At 70.8% G+C, this 15,360-nt stretch carries 15 protein-coding genes and 1 pseudogene; 12 read left to right on the top strand and 4 right to left on the bottom strand.

What is annotated here, in order from left to right; genetic code table 11:
• Nucleotides 1-230 precede the first annotated feature (230 nt).
• The 3 genes from ADK65_RS25090 to ADK65_RS25100 all read right to left on the bottom strand — a co-directional run bounded on the left by ADK65_RS25090 (nt 231) and on the right by ADK65_RS25100 (nt 3,835).
• Complete coding sequence (locus ADK65_RS25090; protein ID WP_053672832.1) at nt 231-2,402, bottom strand: TerD family protein; 2,172 nt, start codon at nt 2,400-2,402, stop codon at nt 231-233.
• A 99-nt stretch (nt 2,403-2,501) separates the two neighbouring features.
• Complete coding sequence (locus ADK65_RS25095; RefSeq protein ID WP_053672834.1) at nt 2,502-2,804, bottom strand: putative quinol monooxygenase; 303 nt, start codon at nt 2,802-2,804, stop codon at nt 2,502-2,504.
• Nucleotides 2,805-2,848: 44 nt separating this feature from the next.
• Nucleotides 2,849-3,835 carry a carbohydrate kinase family protein gene (locus ADK65_RS25100; protein WP_053672836.1) on the bottom strand — a complete coding sequence of 329 codons (987 nt, stop codon included), beginning with the start codon at nt 3,833-3,835 and terminating at the stop codon, nt 2,849-2,851.
• A gap of 252 nt (nt 3,836-4,087) precedes the next feature.
• Here ADK65_RS25100 and ADK65_RS25105 point away from each other — a divergent pair, with 252 nt between their 5' ends.
• The 10 genes from ADK65_RS25105 to ADK65_RS25150 all read left to right on the top strand — a co-directional run bounded on the left by ADK65_RS25105 (nt 4,088) and on the right by ADK65_RS25150 (nt 14,095).
• Nucleotides 4,088-5,104, top strand: a complete 1,017-nt coding sequence (locus ADK65_RS25105) for a sugar ABC transporter substrate-binding protein (protein ID WP_053672838.1) — start codon at nt 4,088-4,090, stop codon at nt 5,102-5,104.
• A gap of 137 nt (nt 5,105-5,241) precedes the next feature.
• Nucleotides 5,242-6,255: an ABC transporter permease gene (locus ADK65_RS25110; protein ID WP_053672840.1), complete on the top strand. Its 1,014-nt coding sequence runs from the start codon at nt 5,242-5,244 to the stop codon at nt 6,253-6,255.
• Nucleotides 6,252-7,088: an ATP-binding cassette domain-containing protein gene (locus tag ADK65_RS25115; protein ID WP_053672842.1), complete on the top strand. Its 837-nt coding sequence runs from the start codon at nt 6,252-6,254 to the stop codon at nt 7,086-7,088. Before ADK65_RS25110 ends, ADK65_RS25115 begins: the two co-directional genes overlap by 4 nt.
• A gap of 76 nt (nt 7,089-7,164) precedes the next feature.
• Nucleotides 7,165-8,178: a LacI family DNA-binding transcriptional regulator gene (locus ADK65_RS25120; RefSeq protein ID WP_053672844.1), complete on the top strand. Its 1,014-nt coding sequence runs from the start codon at nt 7,165-7,167 to the stop codon at nt 8,176-8,178.
• Nucleotides 8,179-8,320: 142 nt separating this feature from the next.
• Nucleotides 8,321-9,334, top strand: a complete 1,014-nt coding sequence (locus ADK65_RS25125; protein WP_234352943.1) for a LacI family DNA-binding transcriptional regulator — start codon at nt 8,321-8,323, stop codon at nt 9,332-9,334.
• Between the two features lie 183 nt (nt 9,335-9,517).
• Nucleotides 9,518-10,852, top strand: a complete 1,335-nt coding sequence (locus ADK65_RS25130) for a glycoside hydrolase family 68 protein (RefSeq protein ID WP_053672848.1) — start codon at nt 9,518-9,520, stop codon at nt 10,850-10,852.
• Nucleotides 10,853-11,106: 254 nt separating this feature from the next.
• Nucleotides 11,107-11,901 carry a GNAT family N-acetyltransferase gene (locus ADK65_RS25135; RefSeq protein ID WP_053672850.1) on the top strand — a complete coding sequence of 265 codons (795 nt, stop codon included), beginning with the start codon at nt 11,107-11,109 and terminating at the stop codon, nt 11,899-11,901.
• Nucleotides 11,898-12,122: a translation initiation factor IF-1 gene (gene infA / locus ADK65_RS25140; RefSeq protein ID WP_053672852.1), complete on the top strand. Its 225-nt coding sequence runs from the start codon at nt 11,898-11,900 to the stop codon at nt 12,120-12,122. The genes ADK65_RS25135 and infA overlap by 4 nt, the downstream gene beginning before the upstream one ends.
• Nucleotides 12,123-12,308: 186 nt before the next feature.
• Nucleotides 12,309-13,082: a HEAT repeat domain-containing protein gene (locus tag ADK65_RS25145; protein ID WP_053672854.1), complete on the top strand. Its 774-nt coding sequence runs from the start codon at nt 12,309-12,311 to the stop codon at nt 13,080-13,082.
• Nucleotides 13,076-14,095, top strand: a complete 1,020-nt coding sequence (locus ADK65_RS25150) for a HEAT repeat domain-containing protein (protein ID WP_053672856.1) — start codon at nt 13,076-13,078, stop codon at nt 14,093-14,095. The genes ADK65_RS25145 and ADK65_RS25150 overlap by 7 nt, the downstream gene beginning before the upstream one ends.
• 16 nt (nt 14,096-14,111) lie before the next feature.
• Here ADK65_RS25150 and ADK65_RS25155 read toward each other — a convergent pair.
• Nucleotides 14,112-14,474, bottom strand: a pseudogene (locus ADK65_RS25155) (sterol carrier protein domain-containing protein); the annotation flags it as partial.
• A gap of 184 nt (nt 14,475-14,658) precedes the next feature.
• Here ADK65_RS25155 and ADK65_RS25160 point away from each other — a divergent pair.
• Together ADK65_RS25160 and ADK65_RS25165 are read left to right on the top strand one after the other, a co-directional pair.
• Nucleotides 14,659-15,039: a VOC family protein gene (locus ADK65_RS25160; protein WP_053672860.1), complete on the top strand. Its 381-nt coding sequence runs from the start codon at nt 14,659-14,661 to the stop codon at nt 15,037-15,039.
• Nucleotides 15,036-15,347, top strand: coding sequence for a DUF7683 domain-containing protein (locus tag ADK65_RS25165; protein ID WP_053672862.1), 312 nt, complete (start codon nt 15,036-15,038; stop codon nt 15,345-15,347). The genes ADK65_RS25160 and ADK65_RS25165 overlap by 4 nt, the downstream gene beginning before the upstream one ends.
• Nucleotides 15,348-15,360 lie beyond the last annotated feature (13 nt).

Genomic DNA, 15,360 nt, shown 5'->3' on the forward strand with positions numbered 1-15,360 from the left:
AGCACAGGATCGAGATTCACGCACGACGATCACGAGCGCACCCCGGAACAGATCGCGGACAGCCGACCGGCGTCCCCAGCGCCTCCTGTCGGCGCACGCGCAGACGGAGAGGCGCCGCGCGGGCGCCTCTCCGTCGAAGTCGAGGGCGAGGAGAGCGAAGGAACTCGATTTCATGTGGAGTGAATGAGAAGGAAGCCCCTTCATGGCCTCGCCGTCGGCAACGCTAGCACTCAGGCCGGGATCAGGTCGCGCAGATTTTCGGGGGTGATGATCCGGGAGTCCGGGTGCAGCCCCTCGGGACGTTCGAGACCGATGTATGTCACGGGCTCCTCCGGGACCGGCCCGCCGTCCCACAGATCCACGACCGCGGTGTCACGGGACATCAGGTCGATCAGGTATCCGATCGTCAGCTGCTCGCGCTCCACGAGGGCGCGCACCACCTTGGACACCGACACCTGGTTCTCCTCCACCCGGTTCGCCACCGAGATGCCCTTCAGGTACAGGTGGAGCCACTTCGCACGCCATGTGCCGTCGTCCCCGCGCCGGAAGACCAGCGGCAGTGCCACCCGGCCGGCCCCGCGCAGGTCCGACTTCATCCGCACCGTGCGCGCCTCGAACGGACGGCCCTTCTGCTCGCCGTCGCGCAGCATGAACCCGAAGAACGACTCCTCTGCCTCCTCGAAGCCTTCGCCCGCGTAGATGTTGACCTGCGGAACGATGTACGTGCTGCGCACCCGGCCCAGGGACAGGTCGATGAACTCCGAGGCCCCGTCGGGCGCCTCGGTGACATCGCCCGAGTGCCGGCCCCCGACGGATTTGAGGGACGTGTAGGAGAGCCAGGAGTCGGTGCTGTAGTCGCGGTGCAGGAGCAGGGCCGACAGGTCGTAGTCGGTGCGGACCTCCGTCTGCTTCCAGTACACGAAGAAGCGCAGCAGCTCGCCCTCGACCCGCGAGGAAGAACCCCGCGGCAGTACGCCGAACCCGCCCGTGGTCGCCCTGCCGCTGAGCGGGAGCGCCACGTCGAGGACCTCGGGGTCGAGCAGCAGCCGGCCCGGTGCCGGGAGCCGGCGGCGCATCTCGGCGTCGAGGACGGCGATCAGACGGTCGCGCTCCGCGGCGGGTACCGGGGGCCGGCCGTCGGGGGTCACCCAGGCGCGGCCCCGGCGGTTGAGAAAGATGCGGGGCGCGTCGGTCTCCCGCTCCCGGTTGTGGAAGTGCTCACGGACCGAGAGGACGACCCGGCCGGAGACCTTGGGGGCTGCCTCGACCGCGGCGGCCACCACCGCGTCCCGTTCCTCCTGGCCGGCGGCGATGCGCAGCAGGAGGTCCAGGGCGCGGAACAGCTTGCCGGGAGCGGACTTCAGCAGCTGCACCGCACCGGTGACGTCGTACGCGTCGAGCAGCTTCTCGACGCGGCTGTCGAAGGTCCGTGCCTCCTTCTCGCCCCGTGCCACGGCGAACACGTCGGCGGCGTGCGGCCAGCGCGGGTACTCGTGCGGATGGAGACGCTCGCCGAGGCGCTTGAAGGGCTCCCGGTGGGCGTGCACGTCGGCGAGTTTCGCCGGGTTGGCCGCGACCACCGCGTCGAGGCCCGCGAGCAGGTGCCGGCGGACCGGCCGCGGCAGCGTGCGGAACCGGGTCGGCTCCTGGAGCGTGACGTCGCCGCCCGACAGGGCGCAGGCCAGACGCAGCACGTCGGTGACGGTGTCCAGCAGGAGGCCGGCGCCGACGCCGAGGCGGGCCTCGTTGACGACCGCCCGGTTCTCCCGGACGGGGATCGACTGCGGCTGGGGGCCGTCGGCGCAGCGTTCGGCGAGAGCCCTGAGGTCGCGCAGGTGCTCCTCGCCCAGGGGCGTCGTGCTGCCCGCCAGGGCCAGGTAGAGGTCCGTCAGTTCGGCGTCCAGGTCCCGGCCGAGGTGCAGGACGGTCACCCGGTCACCCGCCGAGGCGATCAGCTCGTCGTGTGCGGCGAGCATCTCCTCGTAGGTGTGCTGGTAGCGGCCGTACGTGGGGAGGCTGAGCAGGTTCAGGACTCCCTGCTTCAGCTGCGCCGGCACGTTCTCGCGCGAGGTGTCGTCGGCGAGCGCCTTCGTCACGCACCGCATCCAGAACTCTTCGGTGTCCGGCACGTTCGCGGGGAAGTCGATGAAGTAGGAGTTGTGCCGGACGTGGTCGCCCACCATCTCGCTCACGGTGGCCAGCGTTCGCCGGGCGGTGTGCACGACCGCGGCCTCGGACAGCCCGGACAGCCGCTCCAGGAGCTCGGCGGAGAGCTTGAAGCCCACAGAGGTCAGGGCCGCGTCGAACTGCCGGGCGGCGGTGGCGCCTTCCCCCGCGGATCCCTTGGGGGAGGGCAAGCGATGGGTGTGCCGGATGACCAGCGATTCGAAACTGTGCGCCATTCGGGGATGATCGCAGAGGTGCGCGAGGCGACGCACAGGAGTTTTTCGCGCGACGCCGTGCCCCGGGGCATCCGGCGCGCGGGCTCCGGCCGACGCCCGTCAGGGACGCGTGGCCAGTGGGTCGAGGAACGTCAGTACGGAGGCGTCCTCCTCGATCAGCGGGGTGAGGGCGGCGTTGAACGGGCCGCCGTACGGGGCGTTCAGGTGTGCCTGGAAGGCGTCCTCGTCCCGGTACACCTCGAAGATCCAGTAGGCACGGGGGTGGGCCGCCTTGGTGTAGACGTCGAAGGCCAGGTTGCCTTCCTCCTCGCGCACCTTCAGGGCGTACTCCTGGATGAGGCGGGTGACCTCGTCCTCCGCTCCCTCGCGGGCGGTGAACTCGGCGAGCAGGGTTTTCGTCATGGTCTTCCGTCCTTGTCCGGGGGTCTCCGGGGGTGTCCGGGGGTTCAGTGGGTGGAGTCGAGGTGCCGGACCGCGGGGGCGTCCGTCGTGAGCGGCCCCAGCCGGTCCTGCCAGGGCGGGTTCGGGCCGGCGACCGAGCAGGTCAGGGCGGCCACCTTCACGGCGAACAGGCAGGCGGCTTCGACGTCGGCGAGGCGCAGGTCCGTCAGTCTGCCGCCGAGGAGTCCGTGGGTGCCGAGGTGATGCAGCAGGCCCGCGGTGAAGGAGTCCCCGGCACCTACCGTGTCGACGACCGGCGTCGACACCGCCGGCACCCGCACGCGTTCCCCGTCGAGCGAGGCCAGGACTCCTTCGGCGCCGCGCGTGATCACGACGAGCCGTGCCCCTGCCGCGTGCCAGGTGTCGCACGCCTGCTCGGGCGGTGTTCCGGGCAGCAGGAGGTCCAGGTCGTCCTCGCTCAGCCGCAGCACGTCGGCGAGGCCGCACCAGTGCGCGAGCCGGGCGCGGTAGACCTCGGGGTGTACCAGGAGCGGGCGGACGTTGGGGTCGATGCTGATCGTGGTCCGCGGTGCGGCCGCTGCCAGGAAGTCCTCCACCACCGCCGCCCCCGGGTCCCTGACCAGGGCCAGGGACCCGGTGTGCAGGCAGGCGGTGCCGGTCAGGTCCACCCCGGCCAGCTCCGCGCTCGTCCACTGCCAGTCGGCCGTGGCCTGGGCGTGGAAGGAGAACGCGGCCTGGCCCCGGTCGTCCAGCTCGGCGACGGCGAGCGTGCTGGGCTCGGCGGCCCGCACGGTGTGCGAGAGGTCCACGCCGGAGGCCGCGAGGTGGGACCGGAAGAGGCGGCCGAACACGTCGTCGGACAGCCGCGCGAGGAAGCGGGCCGGGGTGCCGAGCCTGGCCAGGGCCACCGCCGTGTTGGCCGGTCCGCCGCCCGGCAGGACGCGCAGGGCGAGTTCGCCCCCGGCGGGCGCGGGTTCCGTGAACGCGTCGGCGACGCATTCTCCGAGGACGGTGATCTGGGGCGGGCTCATGGGCTGCTCTTCTCTGAGGTGCGCACGGAGCGGAAACGGGCATGACCCGGGCATGCCGAGCGGCGGCTTCGGGACGGGCGGCCGCCGTGGGGCGTTGCCGATTTGTGACGAGTGCAAGGCATTGACGTTGCCGGTGAGCGGAGTCCATCATCCTCGCCAAGCAGTGTCAACGATGACATCAGTCATCGTTGACATCGCGGGACGGCAGGCCTCCCTGCCGGCCACCCGCCCGACATCCCGCTGGAGCCGTTCATGTCACGCACCTCTCGTCTCCCCTCCTCCCTGCTCCGAGTCGCCGCGTGCACGGGCATCGCGGCCCTCACCCTGACAGCCTGTGGATCCGGATCGGGTTCGGGCAGCGCGAGCACCGGCTCGGGCGAGGTCAAGGTCGGCCTGATCACCAAGACGGACACCAACCCGTTCTTCGTCAAGATGAAGGAGGGCGCGGAGAAGTCCGCGAAGGCCGAGGGCGTCAAGCTCATGACCGCGGCCGGCAAGTTCGACGGTGACAACGCGGGGCAGGTCACCGCGATCGAGAACATGGTCGCCGCCGGTGTGAAGGGGATCCTGATCACCCCGAGCGACTCCAAGGCGATCGTGCCCGCGATCGAGAAGGCCAAGGCCAAGGGCGTCCTGGTCATCGCCCTGGACACCCCGACCGAGCCGCAGAGCGCGGTCGACGCCCTCTTCGCCACCGACAACCTCAAGGCCGGCGAGCTGATCGGCGAGTACGCCAAGGCCGCGATGAAGGGGAAGAAGGCGAAGATAGCCGCCCTCGACCTGGCGCCGGGTGTGTCCGTCGGCGTCCAGCGCCACAACGGTTTCCTCAAGGGCTTCGGCGCCACCGACAAGGACGTCGCCTGTGCCCAGGACACCGGCGGCGACCAGTCCAAGGGCCAGACGGCGATGGAGAACTGCCTCCAGAAGGAACCCGGCATCAACGTCGTCTACACCATCAACGAGCCCGCCGCGCTGGGCGCGTACACCGCGCTCAAGGCCAAGGGCCGGGAGAAGGACGTCCTGATCGTCTCCGTCGACGGCGGCTGCACCGGCACCAAGGCCGTCAAGGACGGCAAGATCGCCGCGACCTCGCAGCAGTACCCGCTGAAGATGGCCGCCGAGGGCGTCAAGGCCGTCGTGACGTACGCCAAGGACGGCAAGAAGGCGTCGGGTTACACCGACACCGGGGTCACCCTGATCACCGACAAGGCGCAGGACGGGGTCGCTTCCAAGGACACCGCCTACGGCCTGGACAACTGCTGGGGCTGAGCCGCCGGCTCCTGCCACCGTTCGACACCCCTCGGCGGGGCGGCCGGCCCCTCCTCCCCAACGGGACGGCCGCCTCCTCGTCCTCCTGCCTCCCGCAAGGGACGGACAAGGACTTCTGTCTTCGACAAGGACCTCGCATGACTGCCACGTCCACGCCACCCTCCACGTCCACGCCGTACTCCGACCTCAAAGCGCCGACCACGGTCCGCAGGGTGCTCACCCAGCCGACCACCGGCCCGCTGATCGCGCTCCTGCTGGCCTGTGTCTTCTTCTCCGTCTCGACCGACCAGTTCCTCACCGGGGGGAACTTCTCGCTGATCGTCCAGCAGGTCATGGTCGTCGGCACGCTGGCCATCGGCCAGACGCTCATCATCCTCACCGCGGGCATCGACCTGTCCTGCGGAGCGGTGATGGCGTTCGGCAGCATCGTGATCGCGAAGATGGCCGCCGAGGGCAGCCTGCCGCCGCTCGCCGCGATCGCGCTGGGCCTGGTCGTCTGCGGCGGCTTCGGCATGCTCAACGGGGCGCTCGTGCAGAAGATCCCGCTGCCGCCGTTCATCGTCACCCTCGGCATGCTCAACGTGGCGTTCGCGCTGACGCACATCTACTCCGAGGAGCAGACGGTCAGCAACCTGCCCGGCCCGCTGACGGCCCTCGGGCAGACCTTCCCGCTCGGCAAGACCGACATCACCTACGGCTCGCTGGTCACCATCGCCCTGTTCCTCCTCCTCGCCTACGCGCTGAGCAGCACCGGCTGGGGCCGGCACGTCTACGCGCTGGGCAACAGCCCGGAGGCGGCGCGGCTGAACGGCATCCGCACCTCCCGGCTGACCATCGGCGTCTACACCGTGGCCGGTCTCCTCTACGGCATCGCCGCCCTGCTGCTCATCTCCCGCACCGGAGTGGGCGATCCGCAGGCCGGGCAGACCGACAACCTCGACAGCATCACCGCCGTGGTGCTCGGCGGCACCAGCCTCTTCGGCGGACGCGGCTCGGTGCTGGGCACGTTCATCGGCGTCCTCATCGTCGGCGTCTTCCGCAACGGGCTCCAGCTGATGGGCGTCGCCTCGATCTACCAGACGCTGATCACCGGCGTGCTGGTGATCCTCGCGGTGACCGTCGACCAGATCTCCCGGAGGAAGGCCCGATGACCACGACCACCACCGAGACCCCCGTGCTGCAGGCCCGCGGTCTCGTCAAGCGCTACGGCCAGGTCACCGCCATCGACGGCGCCGACTTCGACCTGATGCCCGGTGAGGTCCTCGCCGTCATCGGCGACAACGGCGCGGGCAAGACCAGCCTCATCAAGGCCCTCACCGGCGCGGTGGTGCCGGACGAGGGGGAGATCCGCCTGAACGGCGAGCCGATCCAGTTCTCCGGCCCGCAGAGCGCACGCGCCCACGGCATCGAGACGGTGTACCAGGACCTCGCCGTGGCGGCGTCCATGGACATCGCCTCGAACATGTTCCTCGGCCGCGAGCTGCGCCGCCCGGGCGTCCTCGGCACCGCCTTCCGCATGCTCGACAAGAAGCGCATGCGCCAGGAGGCCGCCGAACACATGGCGGACCTGAAGATCGGTCTGCGCTCGCTGACCCAGGCCGTCGAGACCCTTTCCGGCGGACAGCGGCAGGCCGTCGCGGTGGCCCGCGCGGTCGCCTGGGCCCGCAGCGTCGTCGTCATGGACGAACCGACCGCCGCCCTCGGCGTCAAGGAGTCCGGCCAGGTCCTCGACCTGATCCGCCGGGTCCGCGACAGGGGCATGCCGGTCGTCCTGATCAGCCACAACATGCCGCACGTCTTCGAGATCGCCGACCGGATCCACGTCCACCGGCTGGGCCGGCGCGCCGCCGTGATCAAGCCGTCCGACTACTCCATGGCGGAGGTCGTGGCCATCATGACGGGCGCGCTCACCGTCGACGAGGCCGGAGATACTGTCGTAGCGGATTCCGAGGCCGCGAAGGCCGCCGGAGTACAGGCCACCTGACAGCGCAACCCGCTCCCGCACGTTCCGGCCGAGGCCGCGGCCCGGAACCGGGAGCATCCAGGAGACGGTTTACTCCATGGCAGCGAGCCGCAGACCCACCCTGGCCGATGTCGCCAGAGAGGTGGGTGTCAGCGCCAAGACGGTCTCCCGGGTCCTCAACGAGGACGGGCCCGTCTCGGCCCGGACGCGGGAGCAGGTACTGGCCGCGGTGGCCGAGTTGGGTTTCCAGCCCAATCTCATGGCCCGCAACATCCGCGTCGGCGGTCCCGACACGACCATAGGGCTTGTCATCCCCGACCTGGGCAACCCCTTCTTCGGAGCGGTGGCCCGCGGGATCGAGGACACGGTCCGGGACCGCGGACTGACGCTGCTCATGGGCTCGTCCGCGGACGACCCCGAGCGCGAACGCGCCCTGACGGCCCAGTTCCTCGCCCGGCGCGTCAGCATCCTGATCGTCGTGCCGTCCGTCGGCGCCGACCACTCCGACCTCAAGTCGCACCGTACGGCGGGCCTGCCGGTCGTCTTCCTCGACCGGCCGGGGGTCGGCCTGTCCACGGACAGCGTCGTCAGCTCCAACCGTGCGGGAGCCCAGGAGGGCGTGGCCCACCTGATCGCCCACGGGCACCGCCGCATCGGGTTCGTCGGCGACCTGCCCGTCAAGCTGTACACCCGCCGCGAACGGCACGCCGGATACCGGGCCGCCCTGCGGGAAGCCGACATCCCCTACGACCGTGCGCTGGTCGTCAGCGCGCACGACCAGCAGGGGGCGGAGGCGGTGACGGCGCGGCTCCTCGATCTGCCCGATCCCCCCACGGCCCTGTTCGCCGGGAACAACATCATGGCGCTCGGCATCGTCGCCGAACTCGCCCGCAGCAAACGCAAGCACGTGGCGGTCGTGGCCTTCGACGACGTGGCCCTCGCCGAAGCGCTGGAACCGGCCCTCACGGTCGTCGCCCAGTCCCCCGAGGACATCGGCCGCAGCGCCGCGACCACCGCGCTGGCCCGGCTCGACGGCGACCGCTCCCGGGCCCGCACGATCACCGTGCCCACCCGGCTGGTCGTCCGTGGGTCGGGGGAGCAACGCGTCTGAGGCGACGGTCGCCGACGGGCCGAAACGCCGCCCGCGAGCGGTGCGGCCCCGGACGGAAGAGCAGTTGAGGGGCCGGCCGGCACCGGGCGACCGGAAATGTGTGCAGGGCAGCTACTTCCGCGGGTTCGGGTACTGTACGGCCGTGGGAGAACGGGCGACCATCGGCGATGTCGCGGCCCGGGCCGGGGTGGGCGTCGGCACGGTTTCGCGCGTCCTGAACGACAGCCGGAACGTCAGCGAGGACACCCGCGAGCGGGTGCTGCGGGTGATCCGGGACCTGGACTACCGGCCCAACCGGCGCGCTCGCGCGCTGTCCACGGGACGCACCCAGAGCATCGCCGTCATCGCGCCCTTCGCCACCGAACCGTCCGTCGTCGAGCGGCTGCGCGGCATCTCGCACGTGCTGCACGGCAGCGACCACGACCTCACTCTGCTCGACGTGGCCTCGCCGGACCAGCGTGATCAGCAGTACCGGGCGGTGGCGGCCGGGGACCGCTTCGACGGGCTGCTGGCGATCTCGCTCGCGCCCACCGACGACGAAGCGGAGCAGCTGGCGCGGGCCGGTCTGCCCGCGGTGCTGCTGGACTGTGAGCACCCGGACCTGCCGCGCGTGGTGATCGACGACGTGCGCGGCGGCATGCTGGCGACGCGCCATCTGCTGCAACTCGGCCATCGCCGCATCGCGTTCATGGGCGACGTCGCCGACGATCGTTTCCGTTTCAGCGCGAGCGCCCGTCGGCGCGAGGGCTGCGAGCTGGCGCTCAAGGCGTACGGCCTGGCGCTGGAGGAGCGGTACGTCCGCGTCGGACCGCACGGCCGCGCGGTGGCGCACCGCCTCACCGACGAGTTGCTGGCCCTTCCGGAGCCCCCGAGCGCGATCGTCACCGCGTCCGACACCCGGGCGCTCGGGGTGATCGAAGCGGCGAGCTCGGCAGGCGTGCGAGTCCCCCGGGAGCTGTCCGTGGTCGGCTTCGACGACCTCGACGTGGCGGCCTACGTCGGGCTGACCACGGTACGCCAGCCCCTGCGCACCAGCGGCGGGATCGCCGCGCGTCTGCTGCTGGAACGCATCGGCCGGCCCCTCGGCGAGCCCGTCGAGCAGAGGCTGGAACTGGAGCTCGTGCGCCGGCACACGACGGCCGCCGCCGGAGCCTGATCCGCACTGCGCGGAGGACGCTGGATCGGTTTCCATCAACTTCCATGGCGCGAAACCGATCACCGCTCGTACGTAAATCTTCACCTCACAAGTTCACCCTTTTCCCGCAAACCTGAGGTAGCGTCAGCGATGGAACCGGCTCCACAGCTTCCATTCGTTCCCTCTTCCCCCCAAGGGTGACGTATGTACAGAGCAAGACGAGCGGTGCTCCGGCTGGCGACGGGTCTGGCAGCCTTCGCGACGCTGAGCGGCATCATCACTCCCGCTTCCGCCTCCCCCCACGAGGTGTCCAGGACGGACACACGGCAGTACACCGCCGACGACGACCACACAGCCGTCTGGTCCCGCGCGGACGCCCTGAAACTCAAGCAGGACAGCACCAACACCGCCCCTCGCGTGTCACCCGACTTCCCGGTGATGACCGACAAGGTGTGGGTGTGGGACACCTGGCCGCTCACCAAGCTCAACACGCAGACCGCCACCTACAAGGGCTGGCACGTCATCTTCTCGCTGACGGCCCCGCGCTCGGTGCCCTTCGGTGACCGCCACTGGTACGCGAAGATCGGCTACTTCTACTCGCGTGACGCCAAGAGCTGGAAGTACGGCGGCGACCTGTTCCCGGCCGGCACCTCGTTCGGCTCACGTGAGTGGGCCGGCTCGACGGCGCTCATCGGCGACAAGGTGCAGTCCTTCTACACCGCCTCCGGGCGCGACAACGGCGGGGTCGACCCCAGCGACGCGCTGCAGCGCCTGGCGCAGGCGACCGGCAAGATCCACGCGGACAAGAACCGCGTGTGGTTCTCCGGCTTCCGGGACCACCGCATCATCGCCGAGGCCGACGGCAAGATGTACCAGACCCTCGAACAGTCGCAACAAGGCCCGATCATCTACGCCTTCCGCGACCCGTACGTCTTCCGCGACCCGCGGGACCGCAAGGTCCACCTGCTGTTCGAGGGCAACACGGGCGGTACCGCGGGCTCGTACCAGTGCACCAAGCGTGATCTGGGTGACCTCCCGGCCGGCCACGACGTGCCGGCGGACTCGAGGTACTACACGGGCAACATCGGGCTGGCCACGGCCGACGGCGACAGCTTGGACAACTGGAAGCTCCAGCCCCCGCTGCTCTCGGCCAACTGCGTGAACCAGCAGACCGAACGGCCGCATCTGATCATCCGCGGCGGCAAGTACTACCTGTTCACGATCAGTCACAAGTTCACGTTCGCGCCGGGACTGAGCGGCTGGGACGGCCTCTACGGGTTCGTCGGCCCGGGGCTGCGCAGCGACTACCGGCCGCTCAACGGCAGCGCGCTGGTCCTGGGCAACCCCGAGGACGCCCCCACACAGCAGTACTCGCACTACGTGATGCCCAACGGACTGGTGGAGAGCTTCATCGACACGGTCCCCACGGCTGACGGCGGGACCCGCTTCGGCGGCACCCTCGCCCGCACGCTCGTGCTGTCCCTGAAGGACGACCGGACGAGGCTGGCCGGTCAGTTGGACTACGGCTACATTCCGTAAGCCGGCCTGAGCGGGTCGGGGGGCGGCTGGTTCGATCAGCCGCCCCCCGACCGTCCGGGTGGTCGGAAAAAGGCTTTGAGCGCGGCGGCGAGCCGCTGCTACGGTCCCGGTCGGACCGTGAAGTCGCCGTAGGGAGGTGAGCCCCGTGAACGCAGTTACCCGTGGGTGCTCCCTCAACCCGTCACGGTCCGGCGGCTGACGTTCGGTGTCGCCAGGAGCGCCTGAGATCGAGGCACTCCTGGAGGGAGACTCCGATGGACACACAACCTTTCGCCTCCGGCCTGAGCGAGAACGCGGTGCTCGTCACGCGCGTCGCGGACCGGCAATGGCACGCACTGGAAGACGACCTGGTGGTCGGTCGCGGGCATGCGCTCCGCCGGCCCGACGGACGCCTGTTCGTCAGCATCGACGCCTGGCACGACGTCGCCTTCGACCGGCTCGCCGAGATGATGGTGGCGCACCTGCCGGCGCCGCTGTACACGGTGGTCGACGAAGCGGACGCCGAGCTGACGGCCGGCTGGCGGCGGGCCGGTTTCACGGTCCGGCGCCGCGAGTGGGAGTACGCCGTACCGACCGACCCGCGGGTCACCGGGCTCGAAGGGGTCCTGCCGCCCCCGGGCGTGACGATCGTGCCCGCCGGGCAGGCGGACGAGAATCTGCTGCGGGAGGTGGACCGCGCGATCCGGGACGAGGTCGAGGCGACTGCCGGTTGGTGGCAGTCGATGCCAGCCGAGGTGGTGCCCCGCACCGAGGGCGACACCGTCGTCGACCCGTCGAAGTACGCGGTGGCGGCGGCGCCGGACCGCTACCTGGGGCTGATCCGGGTGGTCACGGCGATCCGGCCGCGCATCGGGCTGGTCGCGGTCCGGGCGGGCGAGCGGCGCCGCGGCATCGCGCGGGCCCTGCTGGCCCATGCGCTGGTGACGGCGCACCGCTCCGGGTACACCACGGCCTGGACCGAGGTCCACGAATCCGGCCACGCGGCCACGGCCCTGTTCGAGGGCGCCGGCGCACGGCCGGTGAGCAGCAACCTGGAGCTGGTGCGATGACGAGGAACAAGAACGTCATCGAGGTCGAGGGCAGGGTCGTCGAGTGCCTGCGCAGCGCCATGTTCACCGTGGAGCTGGAGAACGGCCACCGGGTGCTGGCGCACGTCAGCGGGAAGATCCGCAAGAACTACATCAAGATCATGCTGGAGGACCGGGTGCTGCTGGAGCTCCCTCCGTACGACCTGACGCGCGGGCGGATCGTGTTCCGGTACCGGAACTAGCCGCCTGCGGCCACTTCGCCGGCAGGGGCAGCCGGAGCGGGCGCCCCGGCCGTAGCGGGGGCTGACCTCCGGGTTCCGGTCACGGGCTGCTCCGTGGCCGGAACCCGGGTGGCGGGCCCGGACGTCGGTCGCCGGTCCCGCGCTTGACCCTGACACGGTGAGAAGGTCTTCACTTGGGCGCAGGAGGTGGTCCCGATCAACACGACCGACGCGACCCCGCAGAACACCCGTGTGACCGACGCCCTGAGCGCTGACGACTCGTCGGTCCGGCTCCGGGCGGCCCTGGCGGCCGGCTCGAAGCCCGATCCCGCGTTCCTGGAGACACTCGTCGAACGGTGCGCGGCCGAACCCGACTTCTTCGTACGGGACATGCTGTCCTGGGCGCTGACCCGTCTCCCACCGGAGGCCACCCTGCCCCGGATCCGCCGGGAGCTCGACTCCGAGCGGCCCCGGGCGCGCAGCCAGGCACTGCACACACTCTCCAAGGTCGGCGACAAGAGCACGTGGGCATGGATCACCCGCGACATGCTGCGGGACGCCGACGACGAGGTCGCGCGGACCGCGTGGCGCGTCGCGGTCGTCCTGGTGCCCGAGGGCGAGGAGAGGGACCTGGCAGCCGATCTGGTCCTGCAGCTCGGCCGTGGCGACCGCGATGTGCGGCTGAGTCTGAGCCGGGCCCTGGTCGACCTGGGTGACGTCACCGAGCCCTTCCTGCAGAGGGCCGCGGAGAGTTCCGACCCGGCGGTGGCCGCGCACGCCCGTGCCACCGAACTGCTCCGGCAGCACCCGGAGACCGGTTTCGACGAGGCCCTCGACGAGGCGAAGCGCGTCGTCGCCCTCGGCGCGGAACGAGCTGCTGCCGTGACCGCGTCGGCAGCCACCGGAACCTCGGAGACGGGCGAGCCCGCGGAGACGGCCCGGCCGAGGGAGGCCGCAGAGGAGGAGGGGGCGGATTGCTGATCGGCGATGTGGCCCGCCGCTCCGGGGTGAGCGCCCGGATGCTCCGGCACTACGACGCCCTGGGGCTGGTGCGGCCCACGGGGCGCACGGTCGGCGGCTACCGCGAGTACTCCGCCGAGGATGTCCGCAGGATCTTCCACGTGGAGAGCCTGCGGTCCCTCGGGCTCTCGCTCAAGCAGATCGGGCGCGCGCTGGAGGACCCGGCCTTCACCCCGTCCGCCCTGGTCAGTGACCTCATCCGGCAGACGGAGGACCGCCTGGCACGGGAGAAGGAGCTGCTCGAGCGGCTCCGTGCGATCGACGCGTCGACGCCCACCGACTGGCAGGGAGTGCTGCGCATCGTCGAACTCCTGCGGGAACTCGATTCCACCAGTGCCGCGCGCAGACAACAGGCCGTCCTGGCCCCGCCGGAGAACGTGTCGGTCCCCGCCGAACTGCTGGCCGAGGCGGTTCTGACCGAATCCGACCCGCACGTCGCGGGCGCCCTGCGCTGGGCGCTCGCCCGATCCGGCGGCGGCGTGGCGACGCTGCGTGCCGGCACGCACTCGCAGGACGCCGGTGTCCGGCGGCGTGCGGTGCTGGCGATCGCCGGGATGCCCGAGGCTCCGGGGGCCGTCGAGGCGCTCGCGCACGCTCTCGGGGACCCGGACACGACAGTGCGCAGGCACGCTGCTCTGGCGCTGGGCAGGCAGGGCGTGGTCGCTGCCGTGCCCACGCTCGTCGGCATGGTGGTGGAGGGCTCCAACGACGTGGACGCGACGGAGGTTCTGGGAACTCTGTCCCTGGACCCCGGGTGCACGGACCTGATCACGACCGCCCTGGTGGACGAACTGGCCGCCCCCACCGCGGACTCCGCGACACGGATCCGCCTCGCCCAGGCGCTGGTCGAGCTCGCGGGACCCACCGCGCGGAAGGCCCTGCGCCAACTGACCCACGACGACGACGGCGATGTCGCCCTCGTCGCCACGGCCCTCGTCGAAGTTCTCGCGGAGCGCTGCCCCGACGACCGCTGACGTCCGTGAGGCGGCGTCAGAACCAGTGCAGGCAGTGCGGGGAGGACTCGGCCCGGAACAGCGTGTCGGCGAGGGTGGCCGCGTCCGGGTGGTGGGCCCTGACGTGTCCGGCGCGCACGAGCGTGCTCGGGGCGGTGCCGCCCAGGTAGACCGAGCCCAGATCGCGGATGTCGAGCGAGAGGTCGGGCTTCCGGTCGGTCGGGGCGCAGTCGGCCTTGCCGTCGCGGACGGTCAGCAGGTAGCGGTCGCGCTCGCCGAGGAAGGGGTCGTGGACGTCGAGGACGAGCTCGCCGTCGGTGAACCAGCCACGCGCGCTCAGCGCACCCGGGACGTCCAGCAGCCGTACCCAGAGCCAGTCCATGTCGCCGCTCACCCGGCCGCCCGGCCGCCGCCACTTCCCCGGCAGGCGGCAGGTCCGCACCGGGGCTCGGGGAACGTACCGAAAATCAATCGCACCGGCTCTCCTCGCCCGGTACGGTCGCGAGCGCCTTCCCGCCGCGGGCTGCTCGAGAGCTCCGCGCGCGATGAACCGGCCGTTCCGACACCGAGAGTGGGTTGCGTCCATGGCATGTCGTATCAGTGAGCTCGTGCTCGGCTGCCGCGATCCGGAGCTGCTGGCACGGTTCTGGTGCGAGGTCCTGGACTTCGTCGTACTCGACCGCGAGGACGACGGATCCGTCGAGATCGGGCCGCGCGAAGGGTTCGGCGGCCCGCACCCGACGATCGTCCTCAATCCCGGTCACGAGCCGGAGTCGGGGAAGTCCCGGCTGCACATCGACGTCAACGCCACCGACCGCGACCAGGACGCCGAGCTCGAACGCCTCCTGAGGCTCGGGGCGCGCCCGGCCGACATCGGCCAGACCGGCGAGGAGCCGTGGCACGTTCTCATGGACCCCGAGGGTGAGTTCTGCCTCCTCAAAGCCCGTCTCGGGCCGCTCTCATGACACAGACCCCTGGGCAACGGCCCGGCACAGCACCAGAGCACCAGGAAACGCTTCCGGAAGCACCCGACGCCGTCTGGGTCCTGGAGGGTTTCAGCAAGGCGGACGACAGCTTGCGGGTCGAGCACCCCATCAGCCGTGAACAGCTCCTGCTGTTGCGGGAGGTGATCACGCCGGATGCCGACGATCCCTGGATGATCCACTGCTATCCCGTGCCGGTCGAGGTGTGGCCGGCGGTGGACGCGATCCTCCACTGCGGGCCGCCCAGTCCCGAGCTGGACTACCTGACGGGGGCCTACGCGGCCGAGTAGGCCCGTGGACCGA

This window comes from Streptomyces sp. NRRL B-1140 (assembly GCF_001280065.1).
GTDB lineage: Bacteria > Actinomycetota > Actinomycetes > Streptomycetales > Streptomycetaceae > Streptomyces.